The sequence below is a fragment of the Sphingobacterium sp. HSC-15S19 genome (genome assembly GCF_050433745.1).
GTDB classification, from domain to species: domain Bacteria; phylum Bacteroidota; class Bacteroidia; order Sphingobacteriales; family Sphingobacteriaceae; genus Sphingobacterium; species Sphingobacterium siyangense.
In genome coordinates this window covers 187,511-203,076 of record NZ_JBNPWQ010000004.1, presented here as the reverse complement: position 1 = coordinate 203,076, position 15,566 = coordinate 187,511, and the positions used below count along the sequence as shown (strand labels likewise).

Here is a 15,566-nt window from a genome sequence, read left to right as displayed (position 1 = left end):
CAATTTGTTAACATCAACTTTCGAAACAATTTAATGGATAATATAGCTCTGAAGATACTAACGTCATTATTGGCATATTGTTTGCACTAAATAACAAATAGTCATGGAAAGGAATTAAAATTTTACATCTCCGCTTAATATAGACTGAAACGCCGCTCCTTAACTGAACTATTATGTACAACATAATTAATTTACATCATGGGATTTTTTAGCAACCTATTTGGGAAAAAGACTTCATCCATTCGATCTTTGGCACAGTTGGAATTTCTAGAAGTAGACATGCACAATCATCTTTTACCTGGCATTGACGATGGAAGTAGTTCTGTCCAACAATCATTGCATTATATCCAAGAACTTCAACGCTTAGGCCTTAAAAAGTTTATCTGCACGCCACATATCATGTCGGGTGTCCATCAAAACACCAAGTTTAGTATTGAAAATTCGAGAGATTCGCTTATCGATGGACTAAAAAAATCGGGTAAAGATGTTGATATCTTTGGGGCGGCAGAACACATGATTGACGAAAATCTTCCTTTATTGATCAGAGAAAATGAGCTATGTGTGATGCCAGGCGGTTACGTTTTGATTGAGATGTCTTATCTATCCGAATCGAAAGCATTGTTTCATACCATTTTAGAGATCCAAAAATTAGGATATAAGCCCATTCTAGCCCATCCGGAGCGATATAATTATTACCACAGTAATTTTAATATTTATAAACAGATCAAAGATGCAGGCTGTTTACTGCAGCTAAATCTACTTTCTTTGAGTCGATACTATGGCGTCGATGTGAAAGCCATTGCCATGACCCTCTTGAAATCAGGTATGTATGATTTTGTAGGAACCGACCTCCACCATCAACGCCATCTTGACGCGCTGAAAAATATCGTTGAGAAATATCCTATCCGTGAGATGTTGAAAACTTCGCCCATCTTAAATGAAACACTTCTTGATCATATCAATCAACATAAAGCCCAAGTTATTGCTGGTTAAGTAATCGTAACGGATGCAAAACTTCCCTTATAAAAGTGTCTTAAAATACGCTATTGTCTTGGAGAGTCCTTCTTCAAGTTGAACTGTGGGACTCCAGTCTAAGCTTTTCTTAGCAAGCTCAATATCTGGCTTCCTTTGCTGCGGATCGTCTTGGGGTAAAGGCAAAAATTTAATTTTTGATTGTGATCCCGTTTGCAAGATAACCTGCTCCGCCAATTGCAAAATAGTAAATTCATTGGGATTACCGATATTGAGGGGTCCGATAAAAGACTTCTCTGTAGCCATCATTCGGATCATTCCTTCCACCAAGTCATCTACGTACTGGAAACTGCGGGTCTGATTTCCTTCACCATAAATAGTAATATCTTTATTTTGTAAAGCTTGCATAATAAAGTTAGATACTACCCGTCCATCCTGGGGATGCATGCGTGGGCCATAGGTGTTAAATATCCGAACGATCTTTATCGCCACATGATGTTGTCGGTGATAATCCATAAAAAGTGTTTCTGCGCATCGCTTTCCCTCATCATAGCAGGATCGAATACCGACAGGATTAACATTTCCCCAATAGCTCTCATACTGCGGATGAACCTGTGGGTCGCCATACACTTCACTGGTAGAAGCCTGTAGAATACGAGCATTCACCCGCTTGGCAAGACCAAGCATATTGATAGCACCCATAACCGAAGTTTTGATGGTTTTAATCGGATTATACTGATAATGAACAGGACTTGCTGGACAGGCCAGATTATATATTTCGTCAACCTCAGCTAAAAAAGGTACCGTTACGTCATGCCGTACAAGCTCGAAATAGGGATTATGCAACAGATGAACAATATTCGATTTATCCCCTGTAAAGAAATTGTCCATACAGATAACTTCATTCCCATCCTTAAGTAAACGTTCACACAGATGAGAACCTATAAACCCAGCTCCACCTGAGACTAGTATTCTTTTTTTTAGGTTATACATAAATTTATAATATCAAATTTTTAGTGATTATCTATGGTATGCTCGAGCGGCACACAAAAGCCAAAACGGGATCCTCGATTTTCTTCCGACTCAAAAAAGAATGTTCCACCACCACGCTGGATAAAATGATAAACTATCCACAAACCTAAGCCTTTACCTTTCTCACGCATAGGGGTGATCTTACCCTCCTCCTTCATTTGATCCAATAGCTGACGCTGCGCATCCACACTCATTCCTACACCAGTATCAATAAATTCGACCATAGCATCATCCCCATCGCGAGATAAATTGAGCTTGATTAGCGAATTTTCGTGACTAAACTTCACAGCATTGATCAAAAGATTTCTTAATATACTTTTCATGATATCTGCATCAAAAAAGATCTGCAAACCTGGTTGTAATGTTAATTTTATTTCAATATTTTTCAATTTAGCTGTTGGTTGAAGTGTCTCCACCACACCTTTAATCATTTCATCAATCTCAATTTCCTGTGGCATATAGCTTAACACGCCCAGGCTATTTTTAGTCCATTTGAGCAAATTGTCCAAGACACTAAAAAGCTGTTCGGCAATATCATTACCTGTATTGACCATATTTCCATATCCGGTATTACGTTCTTCAGCACTCATGGTCAAAATATTTAAGATCATTTTGAGTGAAGAAATCGGACTTCGTAGATCATGTGCCAGAATAGCATACATGCTATCGCGGTTTAATATCGCTTCCTGAAGCTGTGCTGTCTGCATTGCAATTGTATGGCCCGATTCAATAAGCTTGATTTGATGTTTGATGCGCTGAAGTAATTCCTTTTTATTGAAAGGCTTCGGAATATAATCTACACCGCCACTATCAAATCCACGCACAACATCATCCGGAGATTTTAAGTTCGTAATAAATAAAACTGGAATATGCTTATACAGCTCCATGGATTTCAGTTCCTTGGTTAGATCAAATCCGTTCGTATTCCCCATCATGACATCCATTAAAATAAGATCTATCCTTTGCTGTTGCAAATTTTCAAATGCCCCTTTAGCACCGGAAGCAGTGAATACGTTGAAGTGCTCACGTTCTAAAATCTCTTTTAAGACAAAAAGATTTAGCTCAGAATCCTCTACGATCAGAATATTATACATTGAAAAATCGATTTCCATAGATCATTATTAGCTTGTGTAGATACTATCCTTTTATAAAATTTATAAATCAATATTACAGGAATAATTGCTTCGATAATTTGTGTAGCAAAAATGTTATCTAACATCAATTTATTTTAAAATCAACCAATACAGGAAGATGATCACTATAGTCAACATTTCCTGTTCTGTAATTTATAGCCCGAATTTCGTCTCCAGAAAAGAATACGAAATCAATGCGAAAGAGTTTCATTAAATTACTGTAAGTATATCCATACCCATTACCTGCTTCGCGAAACGCATCCTTCAAATTTCCTTTAATTTTATGATAACTATATGAATTGGGACTATTGTTGAAATCTCCGCACATAAGCATCGGAAAAGGAGATTTATCCATCACGCTTTTTAGATGATCTGCCTGAGGGCCTCTTAATCTAAAATTTCTCGATAAGGTATTGAGAGCACCCAGCCAATTTGCCTTTCTGTTTTCCGCAGGAATTAGATCTCCTTTTACCTGATTCCAATTTGTTGTCTGCAGGTGGCAGTTGCCGATCCGAATTTTATGTTTCTTATAAGAGAGATCTGCAAAGATCGCACAGTTAGGGCGTTCATCAAATGAAATGGTCTGTACCGAGTCCAGCGGAAATTTACTTAAAATAGCAAGTTGATTCTGCCCTGACTTATTTCCTGTCATGATGAAATACTGAAACTGACCAAACGTACGCTTCAATTCCGACATGGTACAACTAGCTGGAACTTCTTGTAAACAGAGTGTATTTATATGTTGTGATTCGATATAAGCTGCGATCTGCTCCATAGATGATAGATTATAAACCATTTTAAACTCACGAACATTATAGGTCGCTACACGTATATCCGTTGTTTCCTCCCATTGCTCCGGATTGTTTTGAACGATTTTTGTAAAATAATGAAAGTTGGCCAATATTGCTATGAACGGGCAAATACTATACCAACTATGTTTATACAATCCAATAATTAAAAATACGAGATTACAGCATAAAAGGGCAGGCAATAACACACCGACCCACTGAAAGAAAACGGTCGTCTGCGGCGGTATATACAAGGCCAAAAACGAAAATGAAGTGACGAGTGCGACCAATACAACAATGCATATCATCAATAATACCGAGATCTTGATCGGTTTATACGCTAGTTCTTCTGCCATATAGCAAAATTTATACTTGCTTGCCAATAGGCAAAATTATAATAAAAGTAGTGCCTTGTCCTAATTCCGACTCTACCGTTATCTCTCCATTCATCTGCTCAACAATACCTTTACAAATTGCCAGTCCCAACCCCGTACCCTTATCTAGCGGATTAATTTTATAAAACCTATTGAAGATCAATTCTTGATTTTCCTTGGCTATGCCTATACCATTATCCTTTACATAAAACTCTATATGATCTTCTCTTACTCTATAACCAACATGTATAATACCATCAGGTGGTGTAAATTTTAAGCTGTTATTAATTAAATTGACAAGAACCTGAATGACCCGCCCACGATCCAGCCAAACCACTAAATCCCTTTCGGGAATGTCAAAAATTATCGCTGGCTGCTCATCATTTGGCAGAAAACTCAATGATAATTCATTCAGTATTCCTTTGAGAGAAACATCTGAATTCTTTAGCCTGACTTTCCCTGCATCCATCTGCGACATCTCCAATACATCCGTTATCAGCCGTAGCAGCTGGCTACTATTTGCATTGAGGAGCTCCCCATACTCCTTTCGCAGCTCAGGATCTGGCGTATCGGCAATAATACTTCCAAAGCCCATAATAGCGCTTAGCGGCGTCCTGATCTCATGATTCATATTCGAGATAAATGCAGATTTTAACCGCTCAGATTCCTCAGCAGCTTCTTTTGAACGCAACAGCTGCTCCTCGTAACGAAGCTGATCAGAGATATCGCGCTTGATGGTCCAGACAATATCCTCACCATTGCCGTTTTTGATCATCAACGAACTGCATTCTGAGCCGATAATATCCAATTCCGGATATAGGGTATCACAGCGGTATTGATAATAACCCGAAGCAGAAATGATTTTTTGCACCGATAAATCCCACGCTTCTTGTGTGGTGAACTCACGCAGACATTCAAAGATCTTTAAGTCAGTTATATCTTCCTGTTCATTCAGACCATTTTGCTTCCGGCATGCTTTATTTGCAAAAGCCATATTACCATTTTTATGACATGCAAAAATACTATAGGGTGCATTATCAACTACCGCAAGCACCATTTCAAGTTCATTTCTATTTTTAATGAAATCACTTACATTTTGCGAAAAACCTTCTATTATACATACATTGTTTTCAAGGCGTTTGGCATATTTTGTCGCCCGCACATAGGTGATGGGAACATCAGATTGCTTCATACGGTATTCAAATGTATTATTCTCTATGGAATCATTATGTAGAAATGCCTCCATTCCTTTTCTGTCATCTGGATGGACATAAGTCAGTAACTCCGCCAAAGTGATCTTCTCAGGTGCTTCCAGATTTCTTTTGTGTAAATTAGAATAACCATTATGTATTAATTCTTGACGCTGTAGATCATAAGTCCAATGCCCAATCATGGCGACCTTTCCCACCTCAAGTTGTGCGGTAAGAGCCGATTTAAGACGGTACTTCATATTACTGCGCTGCGTAATATCCCGATATTGGCAAAGCAGATGTTCTTCGTCAAATTTATGAATGACGAACTTAAAATAGTACATTTGTTCGTCTGTGGGCAGGTCATAGTTTACATTCGAAGTCTCTCCTGTATGACGGCAAAAGGCAAGTTCCCGCTTAATAAGAGTCGATGTAGGCTGGGGAAATAGCGACAAAATATGTTGACCGATTACATCAATATTAGGATTTAAAATTGGATTATTTGTTTTCATAATCGCGTCCACACAGATATTATCATTATTGATTAATAATAATGTATCGCAGGTTATATTCAATACTTTTTCCAAGTATCCTAAATCATGTAATATTTTTTTCTCCGTCATATTTTTAAAACTATTTCCTTTGAGATTTCTCCCAGCCACCGATAAAACCTCTATTAAATAAGTAGTAAATACCCCGTATCACATTCATGTTCATAAACAGAAAGTAGTATGGGATATAAAATACTTTGTAACTATTCGGATCATCCTTCGTCGAATAACCTAAAACAGCACAAATGTAGAAAAGGCATTGAAGCCAGAAAATGACATTAAATACATTTAGCAATGATGAACTCCAATATCCAAGAACTGCAGACAAAGGTAAAAGTGCGAATAGGGCAAAAGGAGTAATGGACCATCGTAACACGCGATGTGATATGTATTGAAAACTCAGCTTCCCAAATTTAAATCCATTTAGTAAAGGCAACAGTCTTCCAATCGACTGCCAGCCCCCCGCAGCAATACGTCTTTTTCTTTTTCCTTCCTCCTCCATATTCAGCGAACCATGTTCGACTGCATAAGCGTCCGCAGTGTATGCAATACGGTAGCCTTTTTGTGCGATTCGCATTGACAGCATAAAATCATCCAACAGAGTATCTTCTTCCATTGGAGCAAATAAATCCGTACGTAAAGCAAACAATTCTCCAGCGGCACCGACAGCAGAATAAAATTCAAAGTCTAGCTTTTTCAAGAGAGATTCATATTTCCAATACGCTCCTTCCCCTTTTGACGAAACTGTATCATCATCATTAAAAGCAACTCTTTTCTCTCCGGAAACACAACCGATCGATGGTTCGTAAAATTGGCGCGCAATAATCTTCAACGCATCTGCATTGAGTAAACAATTCGCATCACTAAAGACCACAATTGGAGTTCTCACATTTTCCATACCATGATTAACGGCGGCTGTCTTACCTTTCCTTAAGGGCGAACTAATAATTTCGACCATGGGGTACTGTTTTAACAACTCATGACTATGGTCGGTACTTCCATCAATAACCCAAAGAATGTTTAATTTATCTGGAGGATAATCGAGTTCGAGGCAATTCAGCATTTTCTCCGGGATGACTGCAGACTCGTTATAGGCTGTAATAAACAAAGTTAAACCAGGCAAGTGATCTTCTGCCGCATTTTGATCGTCCATCTGAACCTTATTCGGATATCGGAATAATTTGGCCAATATAAAAATTACTACCGCGTAACCGATATAAGTATATAGCACCAACAAGAGGGCACTCCAAAAGACAATATGCAAACTCATCTGTACTAAATAGATAACCTATTTTCTTTTATCACTGTTAATCAAATTCGAATCTTCGTCCCTATAGCTATCCGACTTGGAAAAAACTAACATTAAATTCTTAAACGCTTTTTTACAACGAACTTTAAAACTGTTAAATAAAGATCCGTCTGCTGCAAGTGTTCCATAGCCCGTTATTGCTTTCGCTTTTCTATTATGGACAAAAACAATCCGACCAAATTTTTTTAGTCCCAAGGCGAGGGATCCGTCTTCTCCCCGTATGATATCAGTCCGGATTCCAACCCTTTGAGCTAATGCTGTATGGTAAGCAAACACCAAACCCCGAACACTAAGTTCTGGCCTGTTTATCGATTGGATGAACAGAAAAATGTCGCGTACACGCTCATAAATCCATAGTGAAAATCGGCTATGAGTCTTATCTGGAATATAACCCCAGGAAGCGCTTGCTGCCACTACACCTTGTCGTTCTAATGCGCTTACCATTAAATCCACATATCCGCTTGGATAAAGGGTGTCGGCATCGATATTAAGATGATACTTCCCTTTGGCATGATTCAATCCACATTGCCTCGCAAACCCACAGCCGCTTTGTTTCTCATTATAATATCGAATTCCTGCTTTCTTAAAAATTTCCTCCGTTTTATCCATTGAATTATTATTTATACCGATAATTTCAATAGGGTACCGCGATTTAAGATCACTTAATGACCATAAGCAAGCCCATAAGTTCTTATCTTCATTATAAGCGATAACAGCTACAGTTACTAAAGGCTCATTCGCTTCAAATCTTTTGAGCTGTTCCACAATCGTATTGATTGTAGACTGAGATACTTGATCCGGCTGCACCTGATAAACCGATAAATACTTCCTATACCATTCGTTATTCATAGCTAATCATTCTACTGGTCGTATAGATTCGAAAAGTTGCTGCCACTGTTTTGCTATATTTTCCAAATCAAACTTTCTCACATCATTTCTAGCATTTTTTCCCATTTCTTTTCTGCGTGCATCGTCTTCAATAAGTAGACAAATTCCGTCTGCTAACTGTTTAATATTACCATTTTCTACCAGTAATCCATTCTGCCCATCAACGATAATATCACGGGGACCACATGGACACATAAAAGACACGGGCGGAACACCATAAGCCATTGTTTCTCCCAAAACCAGTGGGAATCCCTCATATCTTGACGATAAAACAAAGATTGAACTTTCATCATATTTTTCAGCTATTGAAGCAGTTCCATTTTCTAAAAAGCAACTTCCCGACAGCCCCAACTCTTTTACCATCGACAAATACATCGCCTTATCCCCCCCCCCATAGATTTTTAATATCCATTCCGGATGCTTTTTAGCCACCATTTCCCAAGCATTAATCAGTAAATCAAATCCCTTTTGATAAGTCATTCTTCCAACTGCAATTACTTGTTTATTATTGAGTAGAGCAGCTTTATCAGGATAGAAAGATAAGGGATTGGAAATAACCGAAATATTGTTAAGTTCATGCCAATATCCTGCATCCTCATTCGTTAGCACGACAAAAGCCGATAGCTTTCGCAGATTCTTGATGAGTTGTCCCTGCCACAATTTTGATATTCCTCTCTGCATAAAGCCAGGAAATCTTTTATCTGTAAACTGACGATAGACTAACCTATTAAAATGTAATTCGCCAACTTTCAAACTGCCGTCTTTTAAATCATTGATAAAATTGATGTCCCGTCTCAATAACGATACAGTAATATCGGGCTTTATAAGACATAATTGTTCTCCAAGTCTCGCTTTAAACAGTCGTTGCTTTTTCCGATAGCTTAAGGTTCGCTTCAATAAAGGTAGAGAAAATATACCGTCAAAGTTGATATCGAGGTGATGCAATTTTATTTTCTCATCTAAAGGATAATAGGGCTCTGATCCTTTTCCGTCAGTGACAAAAATATGAATTTCATAATCAAATTTTTTGACGAAATAGTTTACCTTTGCTGTGAGCACCCTTTCCATGCCACTGGGGTAAAACAGGCCCGGAATAATGTAAGCAAGCTTAAGTTTCCTTTTCATATTGTTTAATCACCTTTCGTATTTTTCCTAAAAGATTCAAATAGTTCTTTCCATTGCGCTGCGATATTTTCCATATGAAATCGAGCACTATTTAGCTGTGCTCTTCCTCCCATTTCCTTTCTCAGCAGATCGTCTTTTATCAAGCTACATATTCTTTTGGCCATCTCCTTAACATTTCCATTTTCCACTAAAAATCCGTCTATACCATCCCGAATTATTTCACTTGGCCCTGACGGGCAATCAAATGCAATACTAGGTAATCCACATGCCATGGCCTCAACCAATACCATACCAAAGCCCTCATACCGTGAAGATAGCACAAAAATAGAGCTATCACAATATTTCTCTTCAATCACCGTGGTACTGGGCTTTAATTTGCAACGCTCGGTTAAGTTAAGGCGATCGATCTGATCTTGTAGCTCAGCGGGATTACCGTCGCCATAGATTTTTAAGACCCAATCGGGATAACTAGCATTCACAATAGACCAAGCCTCTATTAACAAGTCAAATCCTTTCTGAGGAACATATCTTCCAACCGCAATAACTTGCTTCGCTTGGCAAGTAGATACACCTTTAGGTCTTAAAACTAAAGGGTTAGGTATCACGTGTACGTTTGAAAGCTCTGGCCAAAAACTCTTTTCCTGAGCCGTGAGAAAAACGACAGCATCCATCAACTTTAATTTTTTGAGTCTGACACGGTCTTTTCTTTCCCGTAAAAAGCGGCTCATTCCTTTCGGAAAATTGGGATGATAAAAATCCTTCGTTACATGCAACTCTGCCACCTTAATACTACCATCTTTCAGCAGTGGTAAAAAATTGATTTCCCTTCTAATTGTAGAAATTACGATATCGGGCATCTCCTGTTCAAGGATTTTTAGAAATCGATTTTTAAACTTTCGGTAAAGAGAAGGGAAACGAAATAACTTAAGCAAGGGCGACTGATCAAATGGATAGTCAATACAAACATTTAAATCGATATGTTTCACATTTTCCGAAAGCGGAAAAAAGCTGGGCTTATTTAGCTGCTCCGATGTCACCAAAATAACTTGCGCATCCGGCAGATGATTGGCAAAATAATTTGCCTTAAAAACGATAATCCGCTCCAATCCACCAGAAGTATACAATGAAGGTAAATAATACAAAATTTTCATCTTCTCAAAACAGCTTTTTTAAAATCTGACGTTGATAAAGATCTTCGCCATGTACCACAACCTGATCACCGCCAATCACTTCATTGACATATTTAGACGTTATATTAACTTTATGTTTAGCTCCCATCATTAACCATTCGTATTCAATATCAATATGCCCGACATCTATAGCCTGATAACCCAATTTGCACAGGTCATAAGCCAATACAGTCGCTGTGGGGCCCAAAGCGATTAAGATTAGACTATTTTTTGCTAATTTACACGCTTCCTGAAGGATCACATCATACTGATCAAATGCGCCCTTGGACCGGCATAAGATTCGCCCAACACTTTCTACATTATCAAAAAGATCATTACCTATGCCTAAGCGACTCTTTTCTCCCTCTATAAATACGATATCACGCTTGCTCCAAATTTGTTTTAACAGGCTAAACCAGTAGACAGATTTTTTCCGGTCGCTGAAATCAATATAGGGCCTTGTAATAAAAGTATTTCCATACCTCTTTCCTTTCTTAAGATATTTATCCCATAAATCGCCATACAAATAAAAATGTGCCCGCCAAAAACGACGCGCCCGCCTATTGTATCTATCTAGGTCAACAAATGCATCCGAGATACACACGATGTGGTTTGTAAGATCACTTGTTAGTACCTCAGCCAATCTTTTAGAAAGCTCACCGTCATCATGCTGAAAACGTATTCCCTCTCCACCAATCAAGAGCATTTCACCGTCGCCAAACCGACTAACTGAAGACTTCTCGGAAATAATATGCTCAATAGTTTCTTCAATTGTCATAACCAATGGCTTCACACGCTGTTCCCTTCCTGTTAGAAGTTCCAACATGTTATACCATTCTATAATCACATTATAGCGAAACTTATCTTTAAATTTATGTAGGAATGATAGCATTAGCTTAAATTTAAATGATCAATAACTTTTTTCATTTGATTGCGCCAAGATAATTCATAAACATCATTTCTGATGCTCAATGGCTCCCAATCTACGGACGAACAATAAGATACAATCTGTTCGATATCAATAGGAGATTCATCTGGTTTGGCCTTCAATACATAAGGCTTATCTTCGAAATCAGAATCGATTTCTGAATACATAAAAGGTATCCCTCTAGCAGCATACTCCCTTGTCTTTAATGTTCTAATAAATGTTATCCCACTACGATGTCTTGCAAGACTTCCGATAGCGAAATCAGCTTGGTCAAACATTAAATCGAGCTTCTTACCCCATAGCGCACCATGCAGGAAAACATACTCCTGTACTCCCGCCGCTTCGATAGCCGAAAATATTTCATTTTGTTCCCTTGATCCACTCAGATTTCCAACGATGTTGAAGAAGACCTTGCACGCTGGATTTCCCTTATAATATATCCCTAAACCTTTTATAACCCGATCAAATCCATGCCAGAAATGGATTTCCGCTACCCCTAGCAAATGAATCTCATACTCATCATGAGTTTTTTTAACGCGCAAGGGAAGTTCATCCAAATCAATACCATTAGAAATTTTGATAGTTTTTGCACCGAAAATTTCTTCCTCTTCGGTAAATGTTACGATACCATCTAATACAGAAGCCATAGCTTTTCTAAAAAAACGATCGGGCACCTGCATTATCTTGTCTATCAAACGAATATATTCTTGATCATAAGGATAGGTCGGAATTTCCATGACGACTTTCGCACCAGTTTGCCTAAATTTACGCACGGCGTTAATCAAAAAAGGACTCGAGTTATGATAAGAACGCATGTATATCAGATCAAAACGTTCACTTGAAACATAAGCAGTTAAGCCCCTAAAATCCCAGCGCTTTCTTGATTTGGCCCAGGGCCCTTTCCCCAAATCAGCAATAATTTCGCCATCTACAATCCATGCACGATGCCCGCTGTCCAATACTTCGTAGTAACATAGTTTGACCTCAGCCCCACATTCCCGGAGACCTTTAACCTGTCCAAATATCTTTTTACTAATACCATTATGGGCACTAAAGCCATGAAAGACTAGAAATAAAACTTTTAGTTCCATATGCTCCGTATCTCTAATTATTCCTCTTTAAATATAACGCTATATAAGACCTATATCCTGCAAACCAAACAAAAGCGATGAAAAAAAGAGAAGATACAACGATCTTGACAAACAGTTTATACCAGACAATTTCAGTCCTCAAAAATATTCCACACATATACAGCAGAAACGTCAACAATAAACCCGCCATAACTGGCTTTGCCAAAAGATAAAAAAAGCAAAGAAAGTTTCTGTTAAAAACCTTTGTATACATGATGGCATAAGTAAAGACAAATGTGATACAGTTTGTTATGACAAGACATCCAGCGACTGCGGAAATAGATTCAAAATAAAAAATCCCCAGCAATATACCACATACATTCAACAAGGCCGAAAGTAATCCGGAGAAAAACAAATATTTAGTATCTCCAGTAGTTTGAAAAATCGCCCCTGATGAGGACAGAATAAGCTGTAGCCCCACATTAAGGCTCAGGATCTGAAATACAGGAACTGCAGGCCCCCATTGCGCTCCAAAAAATAGGTAAATCAGATCTTCGGCCGCAAAGTAAAGAAAGCTTGCAAGCGGAAATCCAATTAAAGCCAATAGTGCGATGAGTTGTTCCGTCGCAGCGATTAGCTTCATTTTATCCTCTTTTTTTAGACTCAATATGGGATGTATCACCGGTGTAATAACTTGTGTAATATTTTGCAGTGGTAGCGACATCAATTGATAGGCTTTATCATAATAACCCAAGATATTGATTCCTAGATATCTTCCGATAAGCAATGTGTCCGAATTTTTACTAAAATAATTTACGATGTTGAATAGAAATTGAAAGGTAGAATAGCGCAAAATTGGCCGAATTGTATTTAAGGATATCCTCAATTTAAAAGGCAATGGAAAATGCACATAGGAAACGATAAAAAGAAGTATACTATACAGAATGGGATTAATTAGGAGCGCATATATACCAGCACCATAAAACGCAGCACTTATTGACACTGCCCCTAGGACAATCTGAATAATAAAGCTTCTGAGAGCAATAAATTTGAACATTCTTTCCCGATAAAATAAGGCATTGGGTATTACCGAGCTTGCTGTAAAGAATAGGCCAATCGCCAATAGCCTGATTATATTTCGAAGCAAAGGCTGCCCATAATAGCCGGCGATCAACGGAGCAATCAAGACAAGCATTAATGCCAGTATAAATCCTAAATAACAAGAAATAGAAAACAGATTACCTAGTTCATCTTTAGTCAAATTTTTATATTGGATCACGGCAGGAAAAAGACCGATATCTGCAATCAAATTCAAAAAAGCTATAATAACCATCGCCAGAGCAATTACCCCAAATTGCTCTGGCGACAAAAGCCGAGCAAGAACTGCAGTCACACCGAGGGAAATGACCAAGTTAGCATATTTTGCTATTGCGGTAAAAAAAACGCCTGATATAACCTGTTGCTTGGCATTTTCCATTAGCTCCCTGTATATTTTTTAAACAATAATGCGAATAGTGTTTTTATCCTAACATATTTGCGCCAGCTTCTTAAGGATAAGATAAGAATATAAATTCGATTTTTCCAGGGCATAGTGTAAGCCTTCCATACAGCAGCATCAATCATTTCCTTGAGATAAAAATCGACAACATTGCGTTGTTTTTTATTTCTTTTTGTGTATGCCAACAATTTAGTTCCCACCACAAAATAGCTATTTATATTTTTCATCGAATAAGGAACTGTCATAATAGATCCTGCCCGTAAACGACGTAAAAAAAACGAGGTGGGTATATAACTGGTTTTTCGAGCTTCCAAAAATAATATTGATGTAAACAGCTCATCCTCATGTACAATATAGTTTTCGAATAGAAGGCCTATTTTATTTAAAAATTCCCTGTTTATAAAGAGAAGGCACACTGACGAAAAAAATTCCCTATTCTTTAACAGGTTAGCAAACGTTTCAATCCCGGACAAGATCATACTTTCGGTATGTGCTCTTTTATAATCGAACTTTTTCAATAAAACTGAATTTTGAAAGCCGTCTTCGATTACCGCTGCATCAAAAAACACAAAATCCAGTCGATTGCTTTTACAATATCCGTAACAGGTATGTAAGGTATCTTCCTTAATCAGGTCATCACTGTCCATAAAATAAATAAACTCTCCTTTTGCATGTGCGATCCCAGTATTTCTAGCTCCCGATAAGCCCTGATTCGCTTGAGAAAATACATGTACTCTAGCATCTACTTTGGCCCATCTCTCCAAACGTAAAAGGCTTCCATCAGTAGAACCATCATTAATCAATAACAATTCAAAATTTTCAAAAGTCTGGCACAAGACACTCTCTACCGCGCGATCAACATATGCTTCCGTGTTGAAAACTGGCATCACTACAGTTATTTCAGGAGGATTTCTCATGGTTTTTGATCCATTTTTGTTGCTGATCGTCCCATTTTTTAACCACTTTAGCCGGATTTCCGACCACTACAGAAAAAGGTGGAACATCTTTGGTCACCACTGATCCAGCACCCACAACACAATGCTCCCCAATAGTAATTCCGGCTAATATTACTGCATTTGCCCCTATCCATACATTATTATTTATCCTTACGGGTGAGACTTCTATCCCCTGTTCTGCGATCGTTATATCAATATTTTCATACTTGTGATTGAGCCCCGAAATTAATACATGTTGTCCTATTTGTACATAATCGCCAATCCATACAGGTCCTATTACTGTATTTCCAACGCCAATCCTCGAATGACTACCAATAATAAGATCGCCTACAGCATTGTTAATTAAGGAGTACGACTCCACCACAGTCCGAGCGCCGATTTGACATTTTCTAAATGGTACCAGATCTTTACGCACGCTACAATAGATCACAGCCCCACGTCCTTTATGTACATATAAAAACTGAAATAATCTTAAATACCATCTCGGACGCGTTCTTACAGGATGCATTAACATCCTATGCAGCAATTGCTTTATGCGTGGAGAACGCATTATTTTTTCCTTTAGCCCCATATTAACTTTGAC

General features: G+C 38.1%; 14 protein-coding genes. 1 reads left to right on the top strand and 13 read right to left on the bottom strand.

Annotated elements, in window-relative coordinates:
* The first annotated feature begins 198 nt into the window (after positions 1–198).
* Positions 199–993, top strand: a complete 795-nt coding sequence (locus L1283_RS05105) for a tyrosine-protein phosphatase (protein ID WP_088159935.1) — start codon at positions 199–201, stop codon at positions 991–993.
* Between the two features lie 27 nt (positions 994–1,020).
* Here L1283_RS05105 and L1283_RS05100 read toward each other — a convergent pair whose 3' ends face one another.
* From L1283_RS05100 to L1283_RS05040, 13 genes are all read right to left on the bottom strand, one after another.
* The gene (locus L1283_RS05100; RefSeq protein ID WP_313490898.1) at positions 1,021–1,965 is read right to left on the bottom strand and encodes a UDP-glucuronic acid decarboxylase family protein; all 945 of its coding nucleotides are present in this window, start codon (positions 1,963–1,965) and stop codon (positions 1,021–1,023) included.
* A 20-nt stretch (positions 1,966–1,985) separates the two neighbouring features.
* Positions 1,986–3,116, bottom strand: a complete 1,131-nt coding sequence (locus L1283_RS05095) for a hybrid sensor histidine kinase/response regulator (protein WP_286851632.1) — start codon at positions 3,114–3,116, stop codon at positions 1,986–1,988.
* A 106-nt stretch (positions 3,117–3,222) separates the two neighbouring features.
* Positions 3,223–4,281 carry an endonuclease/exonuclease/phosphatase family protein gene (locus tag L1283_RS05090; RefSeq protein WP_313261880.1) on the bottom strand — a complete coding sequence of 353 codons (1,059 nt, stop codon included), beginning with the start codon at positions 4,279–4,281 and terminating at the stop codon, positions 3,223–3,225.
* Between the two features lie 10 nt (positions 4,282–4,291).
* Positions 4,292–6,112: an ATP-binding protein gene (locus L1283_RS05085; protein ID WP_429625928.1), complete on the bottom strand. Its 1,821-nt coding sequence runs from the start codon at positions 6,110–6,112 to the stop codon at positions 4,292–4,294.
* Positions 6,113–6,122: 10 nt separating this feature from the next.
* A complete protein-coding gene (locus L1283_RS05080) occupies positions 6,123–7,310 on the bottom strand; it encodes a glycosyltransferase family 2 protein (protein ID WP_313239338.1) in 1,188 nt (395 codons plus the stop codon).
* Between the two features lie 18 nt (positions 7,311–7,328).
* The gene (locus tag L1283_RS05075) at positions 7,329–8,198 is read right to left on the bottom strand and encodes a glycosyltransferase family 2 protein (RefSeq protein WP_313261876.1); all 870 of its coding nucleotides are present in this window, start codon (positions 8,196–8,198) and stop codon (positions 7,329–7,331) included.
* Between the two features lie 6 nt (positions 8,199–8,204).
* Positions 8,205–9,362, bottom strand: coding sequence for a glycosyltransferase family 4 protein (locus L1283_RS05070; RefSeq protein ID WP_313239335.1), 1,158 nt, complete (start codon positions 9,360–9,362; stop codon positions 8,205–8,207).
* A 5-nt stretch (positions 9,363–9,367) separates the two neighbouring features.
* Positions 9,368–10,513 (bottom strand): glycosyltransferase family 4 protein, encoded by a 1,146-nt coding sequence (locus L1283_RS05065; protein WP_313239334.1) that lies wholly within the window; start codon positions 10,511–10,513, stop codon positions 9,368–9,370.
* Between the two features lie 4 nt (positions 10,514–10,517).
* Positions 10,518–11,423: an SP_1767 family glycosyltransferase gene (locus tag L1283_RS05060; protein ID WP_313490882.1), complete on the bottom strand. Its 906-nt coding sequence runs from the start codon at positions 11,421–11,423 to the stop codon at positions 10,518–10,520.
* Positions 11,423–12,550 (bottom strand): hypothetical protein, encoded by a 1,128-nt coding sequence (locus tag L1283_RS05055; RefSeq protein ID WP_313239332.1) that lies wholly within the window; start codon positions 12,548–12,550, stop codon positions 11,423–11,425. The genes L1283_RS05060 and L1283_RS05055 overlap by 1 nt, the downstream gene beginning before the upstream one ends.
* Before the next feature lie 13 nt (positions 12,551–12,563).
* Positions 12,564–14,006: a lipopolysaccharide biosynthesis protein gene (locus tag L1283_RS05050; RefSeq protein ID WP_313239330.1), complete on the bottom strand. Its 1,443-nt coding sequence runs from the start codon at positions 14,004–14,006 to the stop codon at positions 12,564–12,566.
* On the bottom strand, positions 14,006–14,944 hold the full coding sequence (locus L1283_RS05045) for a glycosyltransferase family 2 protein (RefSeq protein WP_313239328.1): 939 nt from the start codon (positions 14,942–14,944) through the stop codon (positions 14,006–14,008). Before L1283_RS05045 ends, L1283_RS05050 begins: the two co-directional genes overlap by 1 nt.
* Positions 14,928–15,554, bottom strand: coding sequence for an acyltransferase (locus L1283_RS05040; protein WP_088159923.1), 627 nt, complete (start codon positions 15,552–15,554; stop codon positions 14,928–14,930). Before L1283_RS05040 ends, L1283_RS05045 begins: the two co-directional genes overlap by 17 nt.
* Positions 15,555–15,566 lie beyond the last annotated feature (12 nt).

What these genes read in the sequence shown, in the direction of transcription:
- L1283_RS05105 (WP_088159935.1), top strand. Translation starts at nt 199, where the DNA reads ATGGGATTTTTTAGCAACCTATTTGGGAAAAAGACTTCATCCATTCGA.
- L1283_RS05100 (WP_313490898.1), bottom strand. Translation starts at nt 1,965, where the DNA reads ATGTATAACCTAAAAAAAAGAATACTAGTCTCAGGTGGAGCTGGGTTT.
- L1283_RS05095 (WP_286851632.1), bottom strand. Translation starts at nt 3,116, where the DNA reads ATGGAAATCGATTTTTCAATGTATAATATTCTGATCGTAGAGGATTCT.
- L1283_RS05090 (WP_313261880.1), bottom strand. Translation starts at nt 4,281, where the DNA reads ATGGCAGAAGAACTAGCGTATAAACCGATCAAGATCTCGGTATTATTG.
- L1283_RS05085 (WP_429625928.1), bottom strand. Translation starts at nt 6,112, where the DNA reads ATGACGGAGAAAAAAATATTACATGATTTAGGATACTTGGAAAAAGTA.
- L1283_RS05080 (WP_313239338.1), bottom strand. Translation starts at nt 7,310, where the DNA reads ATGAGTTTGCATATTGTCTTTTGGAGTGCCCTCTTGTTGGTGCTATAT.
- L1283_RS05075 (WP_313261876.1), bottom strand. Translation starts at nt 8,198, where the DNA reads ATGAATAACGAATGGTATAGGAAGTATTTATCGGTTTATCAGGTGCAG.
- L1283_RS05070 (WP_313239335.1), bottom strand. Translation starts at nt 9,362, where the DNA reads ATGAAAAGGAAACTTAAGCTTGCTTACATTATTCCGGGCCTGTTTTAC.
- L1283_RS05065 (WP_313239334.1), bottom strand. Translation starts at nt 10,513, where the DNA reads ATGAAAATTTTGTATTATTTACCTTCATTGTATACTTCTGGTGGATTG.
- L1283_RS05060 (WP_313490882.1), bottom strand. Translation starts at nt 11,423, where the DNA reads ATGCTATCATTCCTACATAAATTTAAAGATAAGTTTCGCTATAATGTG.
- L1283_RS05055 (WP_313239332.1), bottom strand. Translation starts at nt 12,550, where the DNA reads ATGGAACTAAAAGTTTTATTTCTAGTCTTTCATGGCTTTAGTGCCCAT.
- L1283_RS05050 (WP_313239330.1), bottom strand. Translation starts at nt 14,006, where the DNA reads ATGGAAAATGCCAAGCAACAGGTTATATCAGGCGTTTTTTTTACCGCA.
- L1283_RS05045 (WP_313239328.1), bottom strand. Translation starts at nt 14,944, where the DNA reads ATGAGAAATCCTCCTGAAATAACTGTAGTGATGCCAGTTTTCAACACG.
- L1283_RS05040 (WP_088159923.1), bottom strand. Translation starts at nt 15,554, where the DNA reads ATGGGGCTAAAGGAAAAAATAATGCGTTCTCCACGCATAAAGCAATTG.